The organism is Hymenobacter arcticus (assembly GCF_054779975.1).
On record NZ_BAAGXF010000001.1, the window covers coordinates 513,007 to 528,168 of the forward strand.

Annotated in this window: 14 protein-coding genes; 11 read left to right on the plus strand and 3 right to left on the minus strand. The window is 59.4% G+C overall.

Annotated elements, in window-relative coordinates; genetic code table 11:
* The first annotated feature begins 10 nt into the window (after nucleotides 1-10).
* Nucleotides 11-415 carry a hypothetical protein gene (locus ACYVGC_RS02340; RefSeq protein ID WP_460582166.1) on the plus strand — a complete coding sequence of 135 codons (405 nt, stop codon included), beginning with the start codon at nucleotides 11-13 and terminating at the stop codon, nucleotides 413-415.
* A gap of 121 nt (nucleotides 416-536) precedes the next feature.
* Here ACYVGC_RS02340 and ACYVGC_RS02345 read toward each other — a convergent pair whose 3' ends face one another.
* Nucleotides 537-1,667: a chorismate mutase gene (locus tag ACYVGC_RS02345; protein ID WP_460582167.1), complete on the minus strand. Its 1,131-nt coding sequence runs from the start codon at nucleotides 1,665-1,667 to the stop codon at nucleotides 537-539.
* Between the two features lie 185 nt (nucleotides 1,668-1,852).
* On the opposite strand from ACYVGC_RS02345, the gene ACYVGC_RS02350 reads away from it, so the two are divergent.
* The 5 genes from ACYVGC_RS02350 (at nucleotide 1,853) to ACYVGC_RS02370 (ending at nucleotide 7,285) form a co-directional block, all read left to right on the plus strand.
* The gene (locus ACYVGC_RS02350; protein WP_460582168.1) at nucleotides 1,853-3,061 is read left to right on the plus strand and encodes a proline dehydrogenase family protein; all 1,209 of its coding nucleotides are present in this window, start codon (nucleotides 1,853-1,855) and stop codon (nucleotides 3,059-3,061) included.
* 200 nt (nucleotides 3,062-3,261) lie between these two features.
* Nucleotides 3,262-3,648: a hypothetical protein gene (locus tag ACYVGC_RS02355; RefSeq protein ID WP_460582169.1), complete on the plus strand. Its 387-nt coding sequence runs from the start codon at nucleotides 3,262-3,264 to the stop codon at nucleotides 3,646-3,648.
* A 220-nt stretch (nucleotides 3,649-3,868) separates the two neighbouring features.
* A complete protein-coding gene (locus ACYVGC_RS02360; RefSeq protein ID WP_460582170.1) occupies nucleotides 3,869-4,762 on the plus strand; it encodes a hypothetical protein in 894 nt (297 codons plus the stop codon).
* Nucleotides 4,763-5,055: 293 nt separating this feature from the next.
* Nucleotides 5,056-5,424, plus strand: coding sequence for a DoxX family protein (locus ACYVGC_RS02365; RefSeq protein WP_460582171.1), 369 nt, complete (start codon nucleotides 5,056-5,058; stop codon nucleotides 5,422-5,424).
* 85 nt (nucleotides 5,425-5,509) lie between these two features.
* Nucleotides 5,510-7,285: an ABC transporter ATP-binding protein gene (locus tag ACYVGC_RS02370; RefSeq protein ID WP_460582172.1), complete on the plus strand. Its 1,776-nt coding sequence runs from the start codon at nucleotides 5,510-5,512 to the stop codon at nucleotides 7,283-7,285.
* A 139-nt stretch (nucleotides 7,286-7,424) separates the two neighbouring features.
* On the opposite strand, the gene ACYVGC_RS02375 is transcribed toward ACYVGC_RS02370, so the two are convergent.
* Nucleotides 7,425-8,330 carry a prohibitin family protein gene (locus ACYVGC_RS02375; protein ID WP_460582173.1) on the minus strand — a complete coding sequence of 302 codons (906 nt, stop codon included), beginning with the start codon at nucleotides 8,328-8,330 and terminating at the stop codon, nucleotides 7,425-7,427.
* 319 nt (nucleotides 8,331-8,649) lie between these two features.
* Here ACYVGC_RS02375 and ACYVGC_RS02380 point away from each other — a divergent pair, with 319 nt between their 5' ends.
* The 3 genes from ACYVGC_RS02380 to ACYVGC_RS02390 all read left to right on the plus strand — a co-directional run bounded on the left by ACYVGC_RS02380 (nucleotide 8,650) and on the right by ACYVGC_RS02390 (nucleotide 11,581).
* Nucleotides 8,650-9,411, plus strand: a complete 762-nt coding sequence (locus ACYVGC_RS02380; protein WP_460582174.1) for a glycosyltransferase family 2 protein — start codon at nucleotides 8,650-8,652, stop codon at nucleotides 9,409-9,411.
* 98 nt (nucleotides 9,412-9,509) lie between these two features.
* Nucleotides 9,510-10,529: a RhuM family protein gene (rhuM, locus tag ACYVGC_RS02385; RefSeq protein ID WP_460582175.1), complete on the plus strand. Its 1,020-nt coding sequence runs from the start codon at nucleotides 9,510-9,512 to the stop codon at nucleotides 10,527-10,529.
* 74 nt (nucleotides 10,530-10,603) lie between these two features.
* Complete coding sequence (locus ACYVGC_RS02390) at nucleotides 10,604-11,581, plus strand: Ppx/GppA phosphatase family protein (protein ID WP_460582176.1); 978 nt, start codon at nucleotides 10,604-10,606, stop codon at nucleotides 11,579-11,581.
* Between the two features lie 135 nt (nucleotides 11,582-11,716).
* Here ACYVGC_RS02390 and ppk1 read toward each other — a convergent pair whose 3' ends face one another.
* A complete protein-coding gene (gene ppk1 / locus ACYVGC_RS02395; RefSeq protein ID WP_460582177.1) occupies nucleotides 11,717-14,053 on the minus strand; it encodes a polyphosphate kinase in 2,337 nt (778 codons plus the stop codon).
* 192 nt (nucleotides 14,054-14,245) lie between these two features.
* Here ppk1 and ACYVGC_RS02400 point away from each other — a divergent pair, with 192 nt between their 5' ends.
* Complete coding sequence (locus ACYVGC_RS02400; protein ID WP_460582178.1) at nucleotides 14,246-14,755, plus strand: FtsZ/tubulin family protein; 510 nt, start codon at nucleotides 14,246-14,248, stop codon at nucleotides 14,753-14,755.
* Between the two features lie 38 nt (nucleotides 14,756-14,793).
* Complete coding sequence (locus ACYVGC_RS02405; RefSeq protein WP_460582179.1) at nucleotides 14,794-15,111, plus strand: hypothetical protein; 318 nt, start codon at nucleotides 14,794-14,796, stop codon at nucleotides 15,109-15,111.
* The last annotated feature ends 51 nt before the right edge of the window (nucleotides 15,112-15,162 follow it).

Genomic DNA, 15,162 nt, shown 5'->3' on the forward strand with positions numbered 1-15,162 from the left:
CCCTTTTTCCATGACTAAATCCTTTTTTATCAGCCTACTGGTTACTGGCCTAGCCGGGTGCCAGCGCACCCCTACTGCCCTGGAGCCAGGCACTACGCTGGTGGGTAGCTGGCGCCTCACCGGCTACCAGTGCCACTGCCCGCCCAACCAGCCCGTGCCCGATGAGTCGGTCACTTTCGAGGCCAGCCAGCATTTCAAGCTTTACCGCAACCAGGCGCTCGCGGCCGAAGGCACGTACACCACGGGCGAGGGCATCAGCTGCGGGGGCGGCACCAGCGAGCCAATGATTACGCTCACCCCGGCCGCCGCCGATACCTACGCCCCAAAAGGGGCCTACACGCTGGCCGGCAACACGCTCGTCATCGACCAGTGCAGCGCGGCCGATGGCCCCAAGTACACCTTCACCCGCCAGTAGCCGCGGGCTGGCTCCGCTTGCAAAGCGGCCAGCTAACCAGGCACTTGCCTAAAAAAATAGCCCTTCCGGCCACGTGGCCGGAAGGGCTATTTTTTTAGGCAAGTGCCTGGTTATAAGTAATTTATAGACCAGGGCCCAGGTTCACTTCCCCATCAACGGGGCGGCCGTTGAGCACGGCCGTTTGCTGCCGAATGCTTTCGATGTGGATGAGCTTGTAGAGCTCGCCCACGAATTTTTCGTCGATGTTGAGCTTGCGGCCCCACTCGGGGCGGGTTTTGAAGATTTCCTGCCAGCGCTCGAGCTGCAAAATCTTCACGTTATTTTCCTTCTTATACTCGGCCAGTTCCTGAATAAGGGCCATGCGGCGGGCCAGCATTTCGAGGATTTCGTGGTCGGCGGTGTCCATTTTCTGGCGCAGCTCCTCGGCCTTGTTGCGGTAGTCCACGTTGTCGGAACTGCGGTAGCGGTACTTCAGCTCGCTTAGTATTTCCTGCAGGCGGGCGGGCGTCACCTGCTGGGCCGCGTCGCTGAGGGCGTGGTCAGGGTCGGGGTGCGTCTCGATGATAAGGCCGTCATAATCAAGGTCCAGCGCTTTTTGGGCGATGGGCAGCAGCAAATCGCGCGCCCCCCCAATATGGCTGGGGTCGTTGATGAGTGGCAGCTGAGGGTAGCGGGTTTTCAGCTCAATAGGGATGGCCCAGGTGGGCGCGTTGCGGTAGCGCGAGGGCCCAAACGCACTGAAACCCCGGTGGATAGCCGCCAGGTCGGTGATGCCGGCCCGCTCCAGCCGCTCCAGCGCCCCAATCCAGAGGGCGAGGTCGGGGTTGACGGGGTTTTTGACCATCACCGGCGTGCCGGTGCCGGCCAGCGCGTCGGCCAGCTCCTGCACCGCGAAGGGGTTTACGGTGGTGCGCGCCCCAATCCAGAGCACGTCGATGCCGTGCTTCAGGGCTTCCTCCACGTGCTTGGGCGTGGCTACCTCAATGCACATGGGCAGGCCGGTTTCCTGGCGGGCGGCTTGCAGCCAGGGCAGCGCGGCGGTGCCCATGCCCTCAAACCCACCGGGCTTGGTGCGCGGCTTCCAGATGCCGGCGCGGTACATATCGGCCTGGCCGGCGGCCTTGAGGGCGCGGGCCACGGTAAGCACTTGCTCTTCCGACTCGGCCGAGCAAGGCCCGGCAATAATGATGGGTTGGCCCTTGGCGGCCAGCCGACGGGTAAAGTACGTGTCGGCGGTAGCGGTCTTTTCCATTAACGGGGGTAGCGTGGACTCTGCGAGTCCGCGCGTAAGTCGGTCAGATAAGCTAACGCGCGGACTCGCAGAGTCCACGCTACATTGAAGTGTAAAAGTAACCAACCCGGCCCGAACGGGGTTTTTGGAAGGGGGCCGTACCTTCGCATAACCTTCTTCTCCAGCCCCTCTCCTACCCGTTTTTCATGTCTGCTCCTTCCGCCGTACCCGCGCCGCCCGTGGCCCCCATCTCGTTTGAAGACACCCGTATAGCCTTCGAGGCCAAGTCGGACGGCGAGCTGCGCAAGATGTATGCCCTGTTTGCGGCCATGAACAATGGCAGCCTGGTAAAAGCCGGCGGCGGCCTCATGCAGGCGGCCCTCAAGCTGAACTTTCCGGGCACCAGCTTTCTCATCAAGCACAGTATTTTCAAGCAGTTTTGCGGCGGCGAAACCATTGCCGAGTGCAAGCCGGTAATTGCCGAGCTGGGCCGCTACCACATCGGCACTATCCTCGACTACTCGGTGGAGGGCACCGGCAACGACCGTAGCTTCGACCACACCCGCGACGAGATTCTGGCCACCATCGCCATGGCCGCCACCACGCCCAACATCCCATTCTCGGTTTTCAAGGTAACCGGCCTGATGCCCACGGCCTTGCTCGAAAAAAAGCAGGCCGGCACCACCCTCACCGAACCCGAGCAAGCTAGCTTCGACCGCGGCCAGCAGCGCCTCGATGCCCTGTGCGCCAGCGCCCATAAGCACGGCGTGCGCCTGTTTGTAGATGCCGAAGAAAGCTGGTTTCAGCATACTATTGATGAGCTAGCCGAGGATATGATGCGCCGCTACAACGACGAGCGCGCCATTGTGTGGAACACCTACCAGCTCTACCGCCACGACCGCCTGGAGGCGTTGCAAGCCGCCCACGACCGCGCTGTGCAGGGCAACTACTACGTGGGCGTGAAGCTGGTGCGTGGGGCCTACATGGAGAAGGAGGCCCGCGTGGCCCAGCAGCGCGGCCACGCCACGCCCATCAACCCCAGCAAGCAGGCCACCGACGACCTCTACAACGAGAGCTTGCGCTACTGCGTGCAGCACGTGGACCGCATCAGCCTGTGCGCGGGCACCCACAACGAGGCTAGCTCGCTGCTGCTCACGCAGTTGATGCAGCAGGCTGGCCTGGCCCCCGGCGATGAGCGCGTGTGGTTTGCCCAGCTCTACGGCATGAGCGACAACCTGAGCTACAACCTGGCTCACGCCGGCTACCACACCGCCAAGTACGTGCCCTACGGCCCGGTGGGCGCCGTGATGCCCTACCTGCTGCGCCGCGCCAATGAGAACACGGCCATCGCGGGCCAAAGCAGCCGCGAGTTTTTACTTATCCAGAAGGAGCTGCGCCGGCGCCAGGGCAGGTAATCAGGTATTTTTTGGTGGCAAGACGGTTTTTTTGCAACGTGGGCCTGATTTTTGGTAGGTCACCCTGCTTCTCCCTAACCAGCTGGTAAAAAACGCGTTTGCGAGCCGCTGGCCGGGGTTAGGCAATCTAAGTCCCACCCTTTTTCGTAAAAATATAGGCCTAGCCAGCTTTTTGCTGGTTTGGAGCCGCCCGTTTGTCTATGATTATTCGCCTCCGTCACTACCTCATCCGCTACGCCCGCCAGCAGGCCGGCACGGTCAGTTACCTCACGCTGGTGCAAGAATCTGAGTTGGGCCTGAACCTCGACATCTCGCACGAGAAGTCGCGCCTCAACGAAATTCTGACTGAAATATCCACTGCTGAGCACGCCGCAGGCCGGCCTATCCTGAGCAGCCTAGTGCGCGTGCAAGGCTCTAAAGGCCAAGGAGACAACTTTTACAAGCTCTGCGAACGCCTGGGCATGGGCGAGTGGCGCACCCTCAAGCAGGATGAAAACTTCCTGAAAGACCTGATAAAAGAATGCCGCGCTTTTTGGCAAAATGAAGAGAATTACGCGCAGTTTGCCCGCGAGGTAGCAGCTGAGTAACGGTAGCGGCTTAGCCAGCAGCCTACTAGGCTTCTACCACGACCCAAAGCCCTAACTAACGTTGGGGCTTTTTTTTGTCTGCTTATGAGTAAAATAGCGCGTATTTCTTCCTTCTTACAGCCCGGTAGCGCAACCCGCTTTCTTCTACCCCCGTTTAGGTACTCAGAAGCCAAGCATTCAGTTATTGGCCGACGCATCCTTAACACCCACCCCTTTTCCGATGAGCACCAACGATTCTAACAACCCGATGAATTCAGGCACTGGCGCAGGCGCTAACTACGGTACCAGCAACACGGGTACCGGCCTTGGCAACAGCGGCAACCTCAGCAACGAAAGCACCAGCTACGAAGCTGGCACCGAATATAAGAATACTACTGAAGGCGCAGCCCCCGCTGCATCGCCAACCAACGGTATAGACTCGGAAACCCGCCCCGGCGACGACTTCAGCGCCACCCAAAAGGGTGCAGCAGTAGCTGGCACGGCTGGTGCAGTAGTAGGTCGCGGCGTTGATGCTGTGCAAAACACTACGGACCGCGCCGCCCACGCTGTAAAGGACGCCGTTACCGGCGAAAACGACAGCTACGATTACAAAGACGGCAGCACCACGAGCGGCATTTTCCGTGACCGGAGCAGCGCCGAGAAGGCATACCAGTCACTGCACGAGCGTGGCTACCACAAAGACGACGTGAACCTGCTGATGTCAGACGACACGCGCAAGAGCCAGTTTAACGACGAGTACGATGCTGAGCGCACCGAGCTGGGCGACAAGGCTATGGAAGGTGCGGGCGTAGGCTCGGCCATTGGTGGCACGGCTGGTGCAATTATTGGGGCTATCGCGGCCATTGGCACGTCGGTAGCACTGCCGGGCCTCGGCCTGATTATCGCTGGCCCGCTGGCCGCTGCCCTGGCTGGTGCCGGTGCCGGTGGCCTCACGGGTGGCTTGGTAGGTGCCTTGGTAGGCTCGGGCATCCCAGAGGAGCATGCCGCTGAGTATGAGCAGGGCATCAAGAATGGCGGCATTGTGATGGGCGTGAAACCCCGCAACGCCGAAGACGCCAAGTATTTCGAAGAGCAGTTCAAGACCAACAACGCTGACAAAGTTTACCGCTACTAGTTAGCCCTAAGCTTAATTTTTGAAAGAGCCTCTCCCAATTGGGAGAGGTTTTTTTGTGTTCCGTATGTTAGTCGTATGCGGATAGTCTGCTGCCCGCTTTGCAACGCCAGCGGCAATTCGGTATCCTTGCCCCCTATTCTGCTAGGTGTCGTATTAATAGCTACGCCAACTACCTGCTGCTGTGCGCCTATTGTGCCAGGCACCAGCAGGGAAATTTTCTGGTTTCGGGGCAGCAGCAACTATTCAGACCGGAACAGGTTACTTTTTCAAGCCTTTTCATTTTTCTCTTACCCATGACTTCTTCTACCCGAAATACCGTTGCCTGGGTTTTGCAAGGTTTGCTTGCCTTTGCTTTTATCGCTTCGGGCATCAACAAATTTCTGCATTCGGAGGCCACCGTCACCAACTTCAGCGGCATGGGCGTTCCTGGCTGGTTTGCCTACCTCATTGCGGGAGCCGAAGTGCTGGGCGGCATCGGCCTGCTGGTGCCGCGCACGGTGCGGCCGGCAGCACTGGGGTTGATTATCATTATGCTGGGAGCTGTGTTTATGCACGCCACCAAAATACCTGGTGGCTTGGCTAAAGGGGTGCCGGCTATTGCGCTGCTGGTGCTGCTATTTGTAGTGCTGGCGCTACGCCGCCCCGCGCCACTGGCGGTTTAAGACCTACTATTTTTAGGGGCAGGCTACCCAGCCCGCACCATTTTTTCTCTTGCCGCCGGGCCGTGAGGTCCGGCGTATTTGTGCTATGCAACTGCTTTATTCTTACCTACGCCGCTACTGGCCGCTGCTGATACTGGCCCTGGTGCTGGCCGCCGTCAACCAGGTTTTTTCACTGCTCGACCCCTATTTGTTTCGCCGGCTGGTTGACCACTTTGTGCCGCGCACCGGCAGCGTGAGCGGCCTGCTGAATGTGCCGTTCTGGCCATTTTTCTGGCAGGCCATTCCCTACATAGGGGCCATGCTGGGCGTGGCGATGGTGAGCCGCATCGCCAAGAATTTTCAGGATTACTACGTCAACGTCATCACCCAGCGGCTGGGGGCGCGCATGTACTCTGATGGCCTGCGCCACTCGCTCGACCTGCCCTACCAAGTGTTTGAAGACCAGCGCTCGGGCGAAACGCTGGGCAAGCTCCAGAAGGTGCGCATTGATGTAGAGAAGCTCATTCAAAGCTTTGTCAATGTGCTGTTTACGGCCGTGGTGGGCATCATATTTGTGATGTGGTACGCCATCACCGTGTACTGGCCCATTGCCATCGGCTACTTCATCACCATTCCGCTGCTGGGTATTCTGAGCTTTGCGCTGAGCAAGAAAATCAAGGTTATTCAGAAGACCATCGTGGGCGAAACCACGGCGCTGGCCGGCTCCACCACCGAGAGCCTGCGCAACATCGAGCTCATTAAAAGCCTCGGGCTGGCCCAGCAGGAAACCGAGCGCCTGAATGGCATCACCGACAAAATTCTGAAGCTGGAGCTGCGCAAAGTGCGCTACCTGCGCTCACTGAGCTTCGTGCAGGGCACGTTTGTGAACTTGCTGCGCAACATTATTATCTTGATGCTTTTGTACTTGCGGGTGCAGAACCACATCAGCCTGGGCGAGTTCTTCTCGTTCTTCATCTACTCGTTCTCCATCTTCGGGCCGTTGCAAGAGCTTGGTACCATCATTGGCACCTACCGCGAAACCCAGATTTCGCTGGGCAACTTCCAGACGATTCTCGACACCCCGCGCGACGTGAAGCCCGCCCACCCCAAGGCCGTGAACCGCATCGAAACGCTGGCCTTCGACCACGTTACCTTCAAGCACCTTACGGCCCCGGTGCCGGCGTTGTCGGACATTTCGTTTGGGGCCAAGCTGGGCGAAACCATTGCCTTCGTGGGGCCCAGCGGCTCGGGCAAAACCACGCTCGTGAAGCTGCTGGTGGGTCTATACCCGCCCCTCGCGGGTGAGATTCTCTACAACAACATCCCCAGTGCGGAGGTAGACCTCGACCAGCTGCGCGAGCAAATCGGTTTCGTAACCCAGGACACCCAGCTATTTGCCGGCACCATCCGCGAAAACCTGCGCTTTGTGGCCCCCCAGGCCACCGACGAAGAGTGCCTGCACGCCCTGCACCAGGCGGCCGCCGATGGCCTGCTGGCCCGCGCCCCCAAGGGCCTCGACACGGTGCTCGGCGAAGGCGGCGTGAAGGTGAGCGGCGGCGAAAAGCAGCGCCTCAGCATTGCCCGGGCCCTGCTGCGCCACCCCACGCTGCTGGTTTTCGACGAAGCCACCTCGGCCCTTGACTCGCTCACGGAGGAAGAAATTGGCCGCACGGTGCGCGAGCTATCGGGCTCGCGCCAGCACATTACCGTGCTCATTGCCCACCGCCTGAGCACTATTTTGCACGCCGACCGCATCTTCGTGCTGGAGCGCGGGCAGGTGGCCGAGGCCGGCCGCCACGCTGAGTTGCTAGCGCAGAAAGGCTTGTACTACGCCATGTGGCGCCAGCAGATTGGCGAGCGCAAGGAGGTAGTAGTGGCATAGGCGTAATCGCCTGTCATTGCGAGCGCAACGAAGTGAAGCGCGGCCATCCCAGACTTGAACGATACGAATTGCGCGTATTTCGTTCGACTCTGAGATAGCCGCGCTTCACTTCGTTGCGCTCGCAATGACGACTGATTCTCTACTTATCCCCAATCAGCACTTGCGGCGTGCCCTTGCCGCCCATGATGATAACCTTGGCATTGGGCGAGGTGGCAATAGCCTGCTGCGCCTTGATGGCCTCGTACTGCAAGAGCTTGTCGCTCAGCTCGGTATTCACAATGCGCTGGTAATCAGCGATACCCTGCGCCTCTACACGCTTGCGCTCGGCCTCCTGCCGCTCTTTTTGCACTACAAACTGCATTTTTTGGGCGTCCTGCTCGGCCGAAATCTTGCTTTCGATGCTGGCCTTGACGGACTGCGGCAGCTGAATATTACGAATCAGGAGTTGGTCGAGCTGCAAGCCATTGGTGCGAAAATCCTTTTCGATGGCGCTCAGAATGCGGGTTTGAAACTCCTCCCGGCGGGTCGAGTACAGGGCCACGGCATCGTAGTACACGGCATTGTCGCGGATGCGGGTGCGCGAGATGGCGCGCACTATTTTATCCTGGTAGTCTTCGCCAATGGTGGACAGGATGCGCGGGGCCTGAGCGGGCACCACGTGGTAGAGCACGGTGAGGTCGATGACGACCTCCAGGCCGTCGGCCGAAAGCACCCGGATGGCATCGTCGCCGGCCTGCTGGCCCTCGGTGCGCACCGCCGACATGGTGTAGTTCTGGGTGCGGGTGTCGAAGCGTGTTACGTCGACCAGCGGATTCACCACGCTCAGGCCGGGCGGCAGCACCCGCTTCTGTACCTGCCCAAACAGCGTTTGTACGCCCACCTGACCCACGCCCACCTGCACCACCGTGCTAAAGGCCACGCCCAGCACCAATAGCCCCGCGCCCAACACCAGTAGGCCGTTGCGCCAGCGGCCCAAACTGTCCGAATAGCGGCTAGCATTCAGGCCCAGTATCAACACAATAAATCCAAGAAAAACGAGCAGCATGGGAAAAGTAAGTAAGTAAAAATGAGGCCAGCCGCCGAAAGTAGTCACCTGGCTGACGCAACGGCCGTCAACTGGTCAGTTGCCACTGCGCTGCTTGGCTTCGAAACCTTGCAGACCAGCTTCTTTAATTTCTTTATTATCTGTTAACCAGCAGATTATTTAAATAAAAACCTTAGGCTTAGCAGCAGAGACAAAGCCTCCCGGCGGCCGACTGGGAAGTACTTCTCAACACCCATCAGCCCCGTAAAGTGCAGCTAATACCACCCAAGACCAGGGGAGCGGCGCAACTTTTCGGCCGCTTAACCCGAAAGAGAAGCCAATGCATTTTTCAGTAATTACCCCCACCCACCAGCGGCGCGCGCTGCTACCCGAAACCATTGCCAGTGTGCGCGCCAGCATCACGGCCCCGCTCGATTTCTCCTTCGAGCACCTGCTGTACCAGAATGGCCCCGATGACGGCACCGCTGCCGTGCTCACCGAGGCCGCCGCCCAGCCCCACCCACCGCTGCGCCACTGGCAGCACCCCGACCCCAAGCGCCCCGGCTTTGCCCGCAACGAGCTGAGCCAGCACACGCCCGCCGACGCCTGGGTGGTGCCCCTCGACGACGATGACCTGCTGCTGCAACGCACCCTCTACCACTACGGGGCCGCCATTGAAGCGAACCCCGGCCGGCCCTGGCTGGTAGCCGATTTTCTGCGCGTGGACGAGCAGGCCCGCTACCTGCCCAACGAGGATTACTACGCCTGGAAATTTAATTCGCCCACGGCCATGCTCACCGCCATTTTCCGGGCCGAGCACTTCATCCAGGGCAACGTGTGCTACAGCAAGGCCCTGCTTGACGAAGTAGGCGGCTACGACCCCGAACTGGCCATGGCCGAAGACCTGGACCTGTACGTGCGATTTCTACTGGCCGGGCACCTGCCCGTGGTATGCCCGCACTACAGCCACCTGCACCGCTTCCACTCGGCCAACGTGAGCCAGGGCATGGACGCCGCCAAGCACAACGCCGACTTGCGCGTGATTTATGACAAATACGCCGCGCAGCTACGGCAACTAGGCATCAACGCGCCGGGCGAGTAACAATGCCAAGCCAGGGGCAATCGGCTCGCTAACTGACGGGTACATTGTCCCTGGCTTGACTGTAATTGCTGACTGCCTTCCCTAGTTGCCACTTCCTTATGTATCCTGCCGCTATGCAGCCCGCCACTACCCCAGACGTTTTACTCTACCAGTCGCCCGATGGAGAAATCCGCCTCGACGTGCAACTCGACCACGACACCGTATGGCTGACGCAAGCGCAGATGAGCGAGCTTTTTCAAGTTTCTCGCCCAAACGTCACGATGCACTTACGTAACGTATTCAAAGAAAATGAATTAGAAGAACAAGCAGTTAGTAAGGAATCCTTACTAACTGCTGCGGATGGCAAATCTTACCGCACGAACCACTATAATCTAGATGTCATCATCTCAGTTGGCTACCGCGTAAAATCCAAGCGCGGCACCAGCTTTCGCCAGTGGGCCACGCAGGTTTTGCGCCAGTATCTCGTGCAGGGTTATGCCCTGAACGAGAAGCGCTTGCGTGAAAGCGCCCGCCAGCTAGCCGACCTCAAGCGCCTCGTGCAGCTGCAAGCCGAAGTAGCTACCAATCAAGAGCTAACTGCTGACCAATCGGGTGCGCTACTGCGCATTCTGGGTGACTACGCCCGGGCTCTCGATGTGCTCGACCAGTACGACCACCAGCGCCTGCGCGTGGCCCGCGACACTGTGGCCCCGGTCTCCGAGGCCGGCTTTGAGCTGACGTATGAAAGCGCCATGCTAGCCATCGACGCGCTGCGCGTGCAGTTTGGCGGCTCCGAGCTGTTTGGCCGCGAAAAAGACAAGTCGTTTGAGAGTTCCGTACGCACTATCTACCAGAGTTTTGGTGGCCAGGACATGTACCCGAGCGTGGAGGAAAAAGCCGCAAACCTGCTCTACTTTGTCGTTAAAAATCACTCGTTTTCGGATGGCAACAAACGCATTGCGGCCTTTCTGTTTGTGTATTTCCTCGACCGCAACGGCTGCCTCTACCGACCCGATGGCACGCGCCGCCTGGCCGATAATGCGCTGGTCGCCCTCACGCTTCTAATAGCCGAAAGCCGCCCCGAAGACAAGGACGTGATGGCCACATTGGTAGTGAACCTAATCAACAACTCCAATTAGCCGCAGATTCAAACGGATTAAACGTATCTGCGTAATCCGCTAAATCCGCTTGAATCTGCGGTTAGCTTTGCACTATGGAGTATCAGCTTACCAAGCTCGCCGCCATCGATATTGGCTCCAACGCCGTGCGCTGCCAGATTTCGGCCGTGCTTTTTTTTAATGGGCGCTACCGCCTCAAGCGCGTCGAGTACGTGCGCTACCCGCTGCGGCTGGGCGAAGACGTATTTGCCACCGGCGAAATTCCGCCGCGCAAGGCCGATAAGTTCGTTAAGTTTCTGCACTCGCTCAAGCTGCTGATGGAGGTGCACGAGGTGTCGCACCACCTCATTTGCGCCACCTCGGCCATGCGCACGGCCAGCAACGGTGCGGCCGTGGCCGCGCGCGTGCAGCAGGAGCTTGGCCTAACTATTCAAGTGATTGATGGCCAAGACGAAGCCGCGTATATCAACCGCGTAATCGAGCACGTGCTGGAAGACAACCGCCACTACCTACACATCGACGTAGGCGGCGGCAGCACCGAATTCAACATCTACCACGACCGCCGTAAGGTGGCCGCGCAGTCGTTCGAAATCGGCTCTATCCGGCGCATGCAGCAGGAGCAAAGCGGCCGCACCGTGGAGGAGATGAACGGCCTGTGGCAGCGCATGGAGGCCTGGGTACGCGAAAACGCCCGCCGCTACCACGTAACCCGCGCCATTGGCACGGGCGGCAACATCAACAAGATTTACAGCATGTCGCCGGCCGCGCCCAACAAGCCCGTGAACAAGCGCAGCGTGCAGGCCATCCTCGACCGCCTCGGGGCCATGAGCATGACCGAGCGCGTGAACGTGGCCATGCTCAACCCCGACCGCGCCGACGTAATCGTGCCCGCCGGCCACATCTACCTCGCCGCCATGGAGTGGGCCAATGTCAGCAGCATGATAGTGCCCGATATCGGCCTGAAAGACGGCATGTTACAGGCGCTATTCGAGCAGTTCTTCGACGAAATCAGCCCCACCGTGCACCCCAGCATTCTGCCGGTGGCCGACGTGGAAAACGGGCCGCTGGTGTAGCCACGCCTCACATCTGTCATTGCGAGCGCAACGCAGTGGAGCGCGGCAATCTTTCCTAATCGTCGGGATAGTCACCCTAACGGAAAGGAAAGATTGCCGCGCTCCACTGCGTTACGCTCGCAATGACAGCTGACGTTACTCGTCCACTACGGTAGCCGCGATATCGGCTTCCTGGGCTAATTCTGCTTCCGTTATTGTTTCGCCCTGGCCGAAGTCGTCACCTTCTTCCATGGTGGGGGCTACTACGGCCGCAGCGGCGACGGCAGCAGCTTCATCGGCCGCCAGCTGGCGGCGCTTGGCGGTTTGGTCGTGCAGCAGGGCCAGCAGGCCTTCGGGCGTAGCCTGGGCTAGCTGTGCCTCATCGGGGCGGCGGTAAAAGTCGCGGTGAATGTTAATGGCTGGCTCGCCATTGGTGGGCCGCTGGCTGATGTAGGCGCCATCCTCCCGCATGAGGTAACTATTCTGATTATCAAGCAGATTGAGCTGCAAAATAAGAATAGCCTCGCGGCGCAGCTGCGGGTTGGCAATCAGGAACAGCGCCTCAATGCGGCGGTCGAAGGAGCGCACCATGGCATCGGCCGAGCCGGCGTAGAGCCGCGCCTCGCCACCGTGGTGGAAGTACAGCAAGCGGGCGTGCTCCAGGTACTCGCCCACAATGCTCTTCACCTCGATGTTCTCGCTCAGCCCGGCCCGGCCCGGCCGTAGGCAGCAAATGCCCCGCACGATAAAGCGGATGGGCACGCCGGCACGGCTGGCTTTGTAAAACTCGTCAATTAACTCCCGGTCTTCCAGGGAGTTCATTTTGATGACAATGCCGCTGGGCAAACCTTTTTTAGCGTTTTTGGCCTCCTCGCGCACCAGGTGGATGAGCTGCTGGCGCATGTCGCGCGGGGCTGTGATGAGGTACTCGTAGTCGTCGGGCTGCGAGTGGCCCGTGATAACGTTGAAGAATTCCGATACGTCGTGGCCATACGTATCGTTGGTCGTCAGCATGCTCAGGTCGGTGTAGAGGCGCGAGGTTTGCTCGTTGTAGTTGCCCGAGCCGATGTGCACGTAGCGCGTCACCTTCTCGCCTTCCTTGCGGATAATCATCAGCATCTTGGTGTGGGTCTTGTACTTACCTACGCCGTAGATGACGAAACAGCCGGCCTTTTCGAGCCGCGCGCCCTCCCGAATGTTACGCTCCTCATCGAAGCGCGCCTTCACCTCAAACAGCACCGACACGTGCTTGCCGTTTTCGGCGGCTTTGAGCAGGGCGGCGCTCACGCGCGAGTCTTCGGCCAGCCGATAAATCGTTTGCTTGATGCCCAGCACGTGCGGGTCTTCGGCGGCCCGCTCCAGCAGCCGCACCACCGGCTCAATTGAATTATAGGGGTGGTGCATCAGCACGTCGTGGTGCTTGAGATACTCAAACATGTTCTCCTCAGCACCCTCGGGCAAGCTCAGCGGCAGCACCGGCGACGGTAGCTTGGCGCCCTTGCCCTTGAAGCTCGGGTAACGCAAAATCTGGTTCAACCCCTTCATATCCAGCAGCACCGGAATGACGAAGATGTTGCCGTTGTCGATGTTCCAGCGCTCGCGCAGGATGCTCATGAGGTGGGGCGAAGCGTCGGGCTCGACCTCCACGCGCACCACCCGGCCGCGCTTGCGGGTTTTGAGGCCGGTTTGAATTTCTTTGATAAAGTCGGTGTCGATATCCTCCGATTCTTCCAGCGTGAAATCGCCGTTGCGGGTGGCCCGGAACAAGTCGGCCGACACGATTTCGACGTTGCGAAACAGCTTGTGCAGGTTGGCCCGCACAATTTCCTCAATAGGCACAAAAACTACCCGGTCTTTGCGCGTGATTTCAAAAAACCGGGTCAGGTTCTGCGGAATCTGCACGAAGGTGAGGCGCTCCTGCCCCTTCTCCATGTCGGGCGTGGCCGACACGGGCACGCCCTCGCCGGCCGCCTTTTCGCGCGTGACCACGCCAAAGGCCAGCACCTGGTTCATGAGCAGCGGGAAGCCGTGGTACGAGTCGTACACCATCGGCGTGAGCAGCGGGAAAACGGTGTTTTTGAAGTAGCCTTCCACCTTTTTCAGCTCAATCTCGGTCAACTCCTCCACCCGCCGGATGCTGAAACCCTGCTTCTCAAACTGCGGCTTCAACTCATTTAAGTAAATGAGTGACTGGTCGTTGACGAACCGGTGCGCAAAGTCGAGCAGCTTGCGCCGAAACGGCAGCTCGCGCATGCCCGAGTAATCGACGCGCTCCTTGCCATAGTCGAGGTAGTTATACAGCGAGCCCACCCGAATCATGAAAAACTCGTCGAGGTTAGAGCTGGTGATGCTCATAAACCGCAGCTTATCAAACAGCGAGCGGCCGGGGTCCTTGGCCTGGTCGAGCACCCGGTAGTTGAAGCGCAGCCAGCTCAAATCGCGGCTGATGTACTTGCTTTTGCGGATAAGGTCGGCAGACTTGAACAATTTCATAAATCGCAGATTGACGCTGATAGGGCAGATTACGCAGATTTTATCGGCGCAGGCGCAGCATTAGACAAAATAACGACTTGGCAGCCGTTGGGCGCGTGCCGGGCGCAAAAGAATAATTTTGGGCGGGGCGAAAGCGACGTGGTTTGGCGCGGTGGGTTGTCACCTTTGGGGCCTATTCTAACCTTTTACTCCATGCCCGCCGCCCCTGCCCTAACCACGCCAGCCGCCCCCACTGCCCTACTGGCTGGCTGGGAAGCCACCGCCACCCCGGCCCAGCTAGCCGCGCAGACTCCGCACCGGCCGGCCTTGTTCGCCTGGCTTACTGCCCTACGCGAGTTGGTGGCCAGTGCGCCACCGCTCCCAGGCAATGTGGATATGGGCGATGTGCACACAGTAATGCGCGGGGCCGGGGCCATCCGGGCGGCGCAAACGGAAACCACTGGCCCCGGCCGCGCCGCGGCAGCCCTGTGGCAGCTGCTAGCCACCCTGCCGCCAGCCGTTGAGGAGCAGCCGGCCCAGTATGCGCTGCTTTACATCGTATCTGACTCTGCCGCCCCGCTGGAAATGGCCGAGCTAAGCGAACTCACGGAAACCATCCTCTCCGCGCTCCTGCACAACGATGGCGAACTGATTTTTGGCCACGATGAGCGGGTAATGGTAGCAACCGGGGCCATGCAGGTGTGGCTGCTGCTGAGCTACTAATACTGAATACTTTCTTCTACATTTGCTCGTCCCTTTCCATGCGCCAATTAAAAGTATCCAAACAGCCTACTGACCCCGCCTGGGAAGCCGAAAAAGCCAACGCCCTCCCGTTTCTACGGCAGCTGGCCGCCGCCCGGCCGCTGGGGCTGGCTCCCGCCGGGCAGGAGCAGTATCTACGCTTTATTGCCGCAACGGCCAGGCAATACCGGAACCAAGGCGCGTCGTGGGAGTCGTTGCTGACGGCAGGGTATGAAGCGGTAGTTAGCAGCCTGGAACTGGAGGCTTCCCGGCCGGGCGAGGGCAGTAGGTATCTGACGTGGCGGGTGCGGCAGAAAATCGTAAAAGTAGTTTCTTAAAACAAGATATTTATTTCATAAAACAAGTCGGATTGCAGAATTTTTCACCTC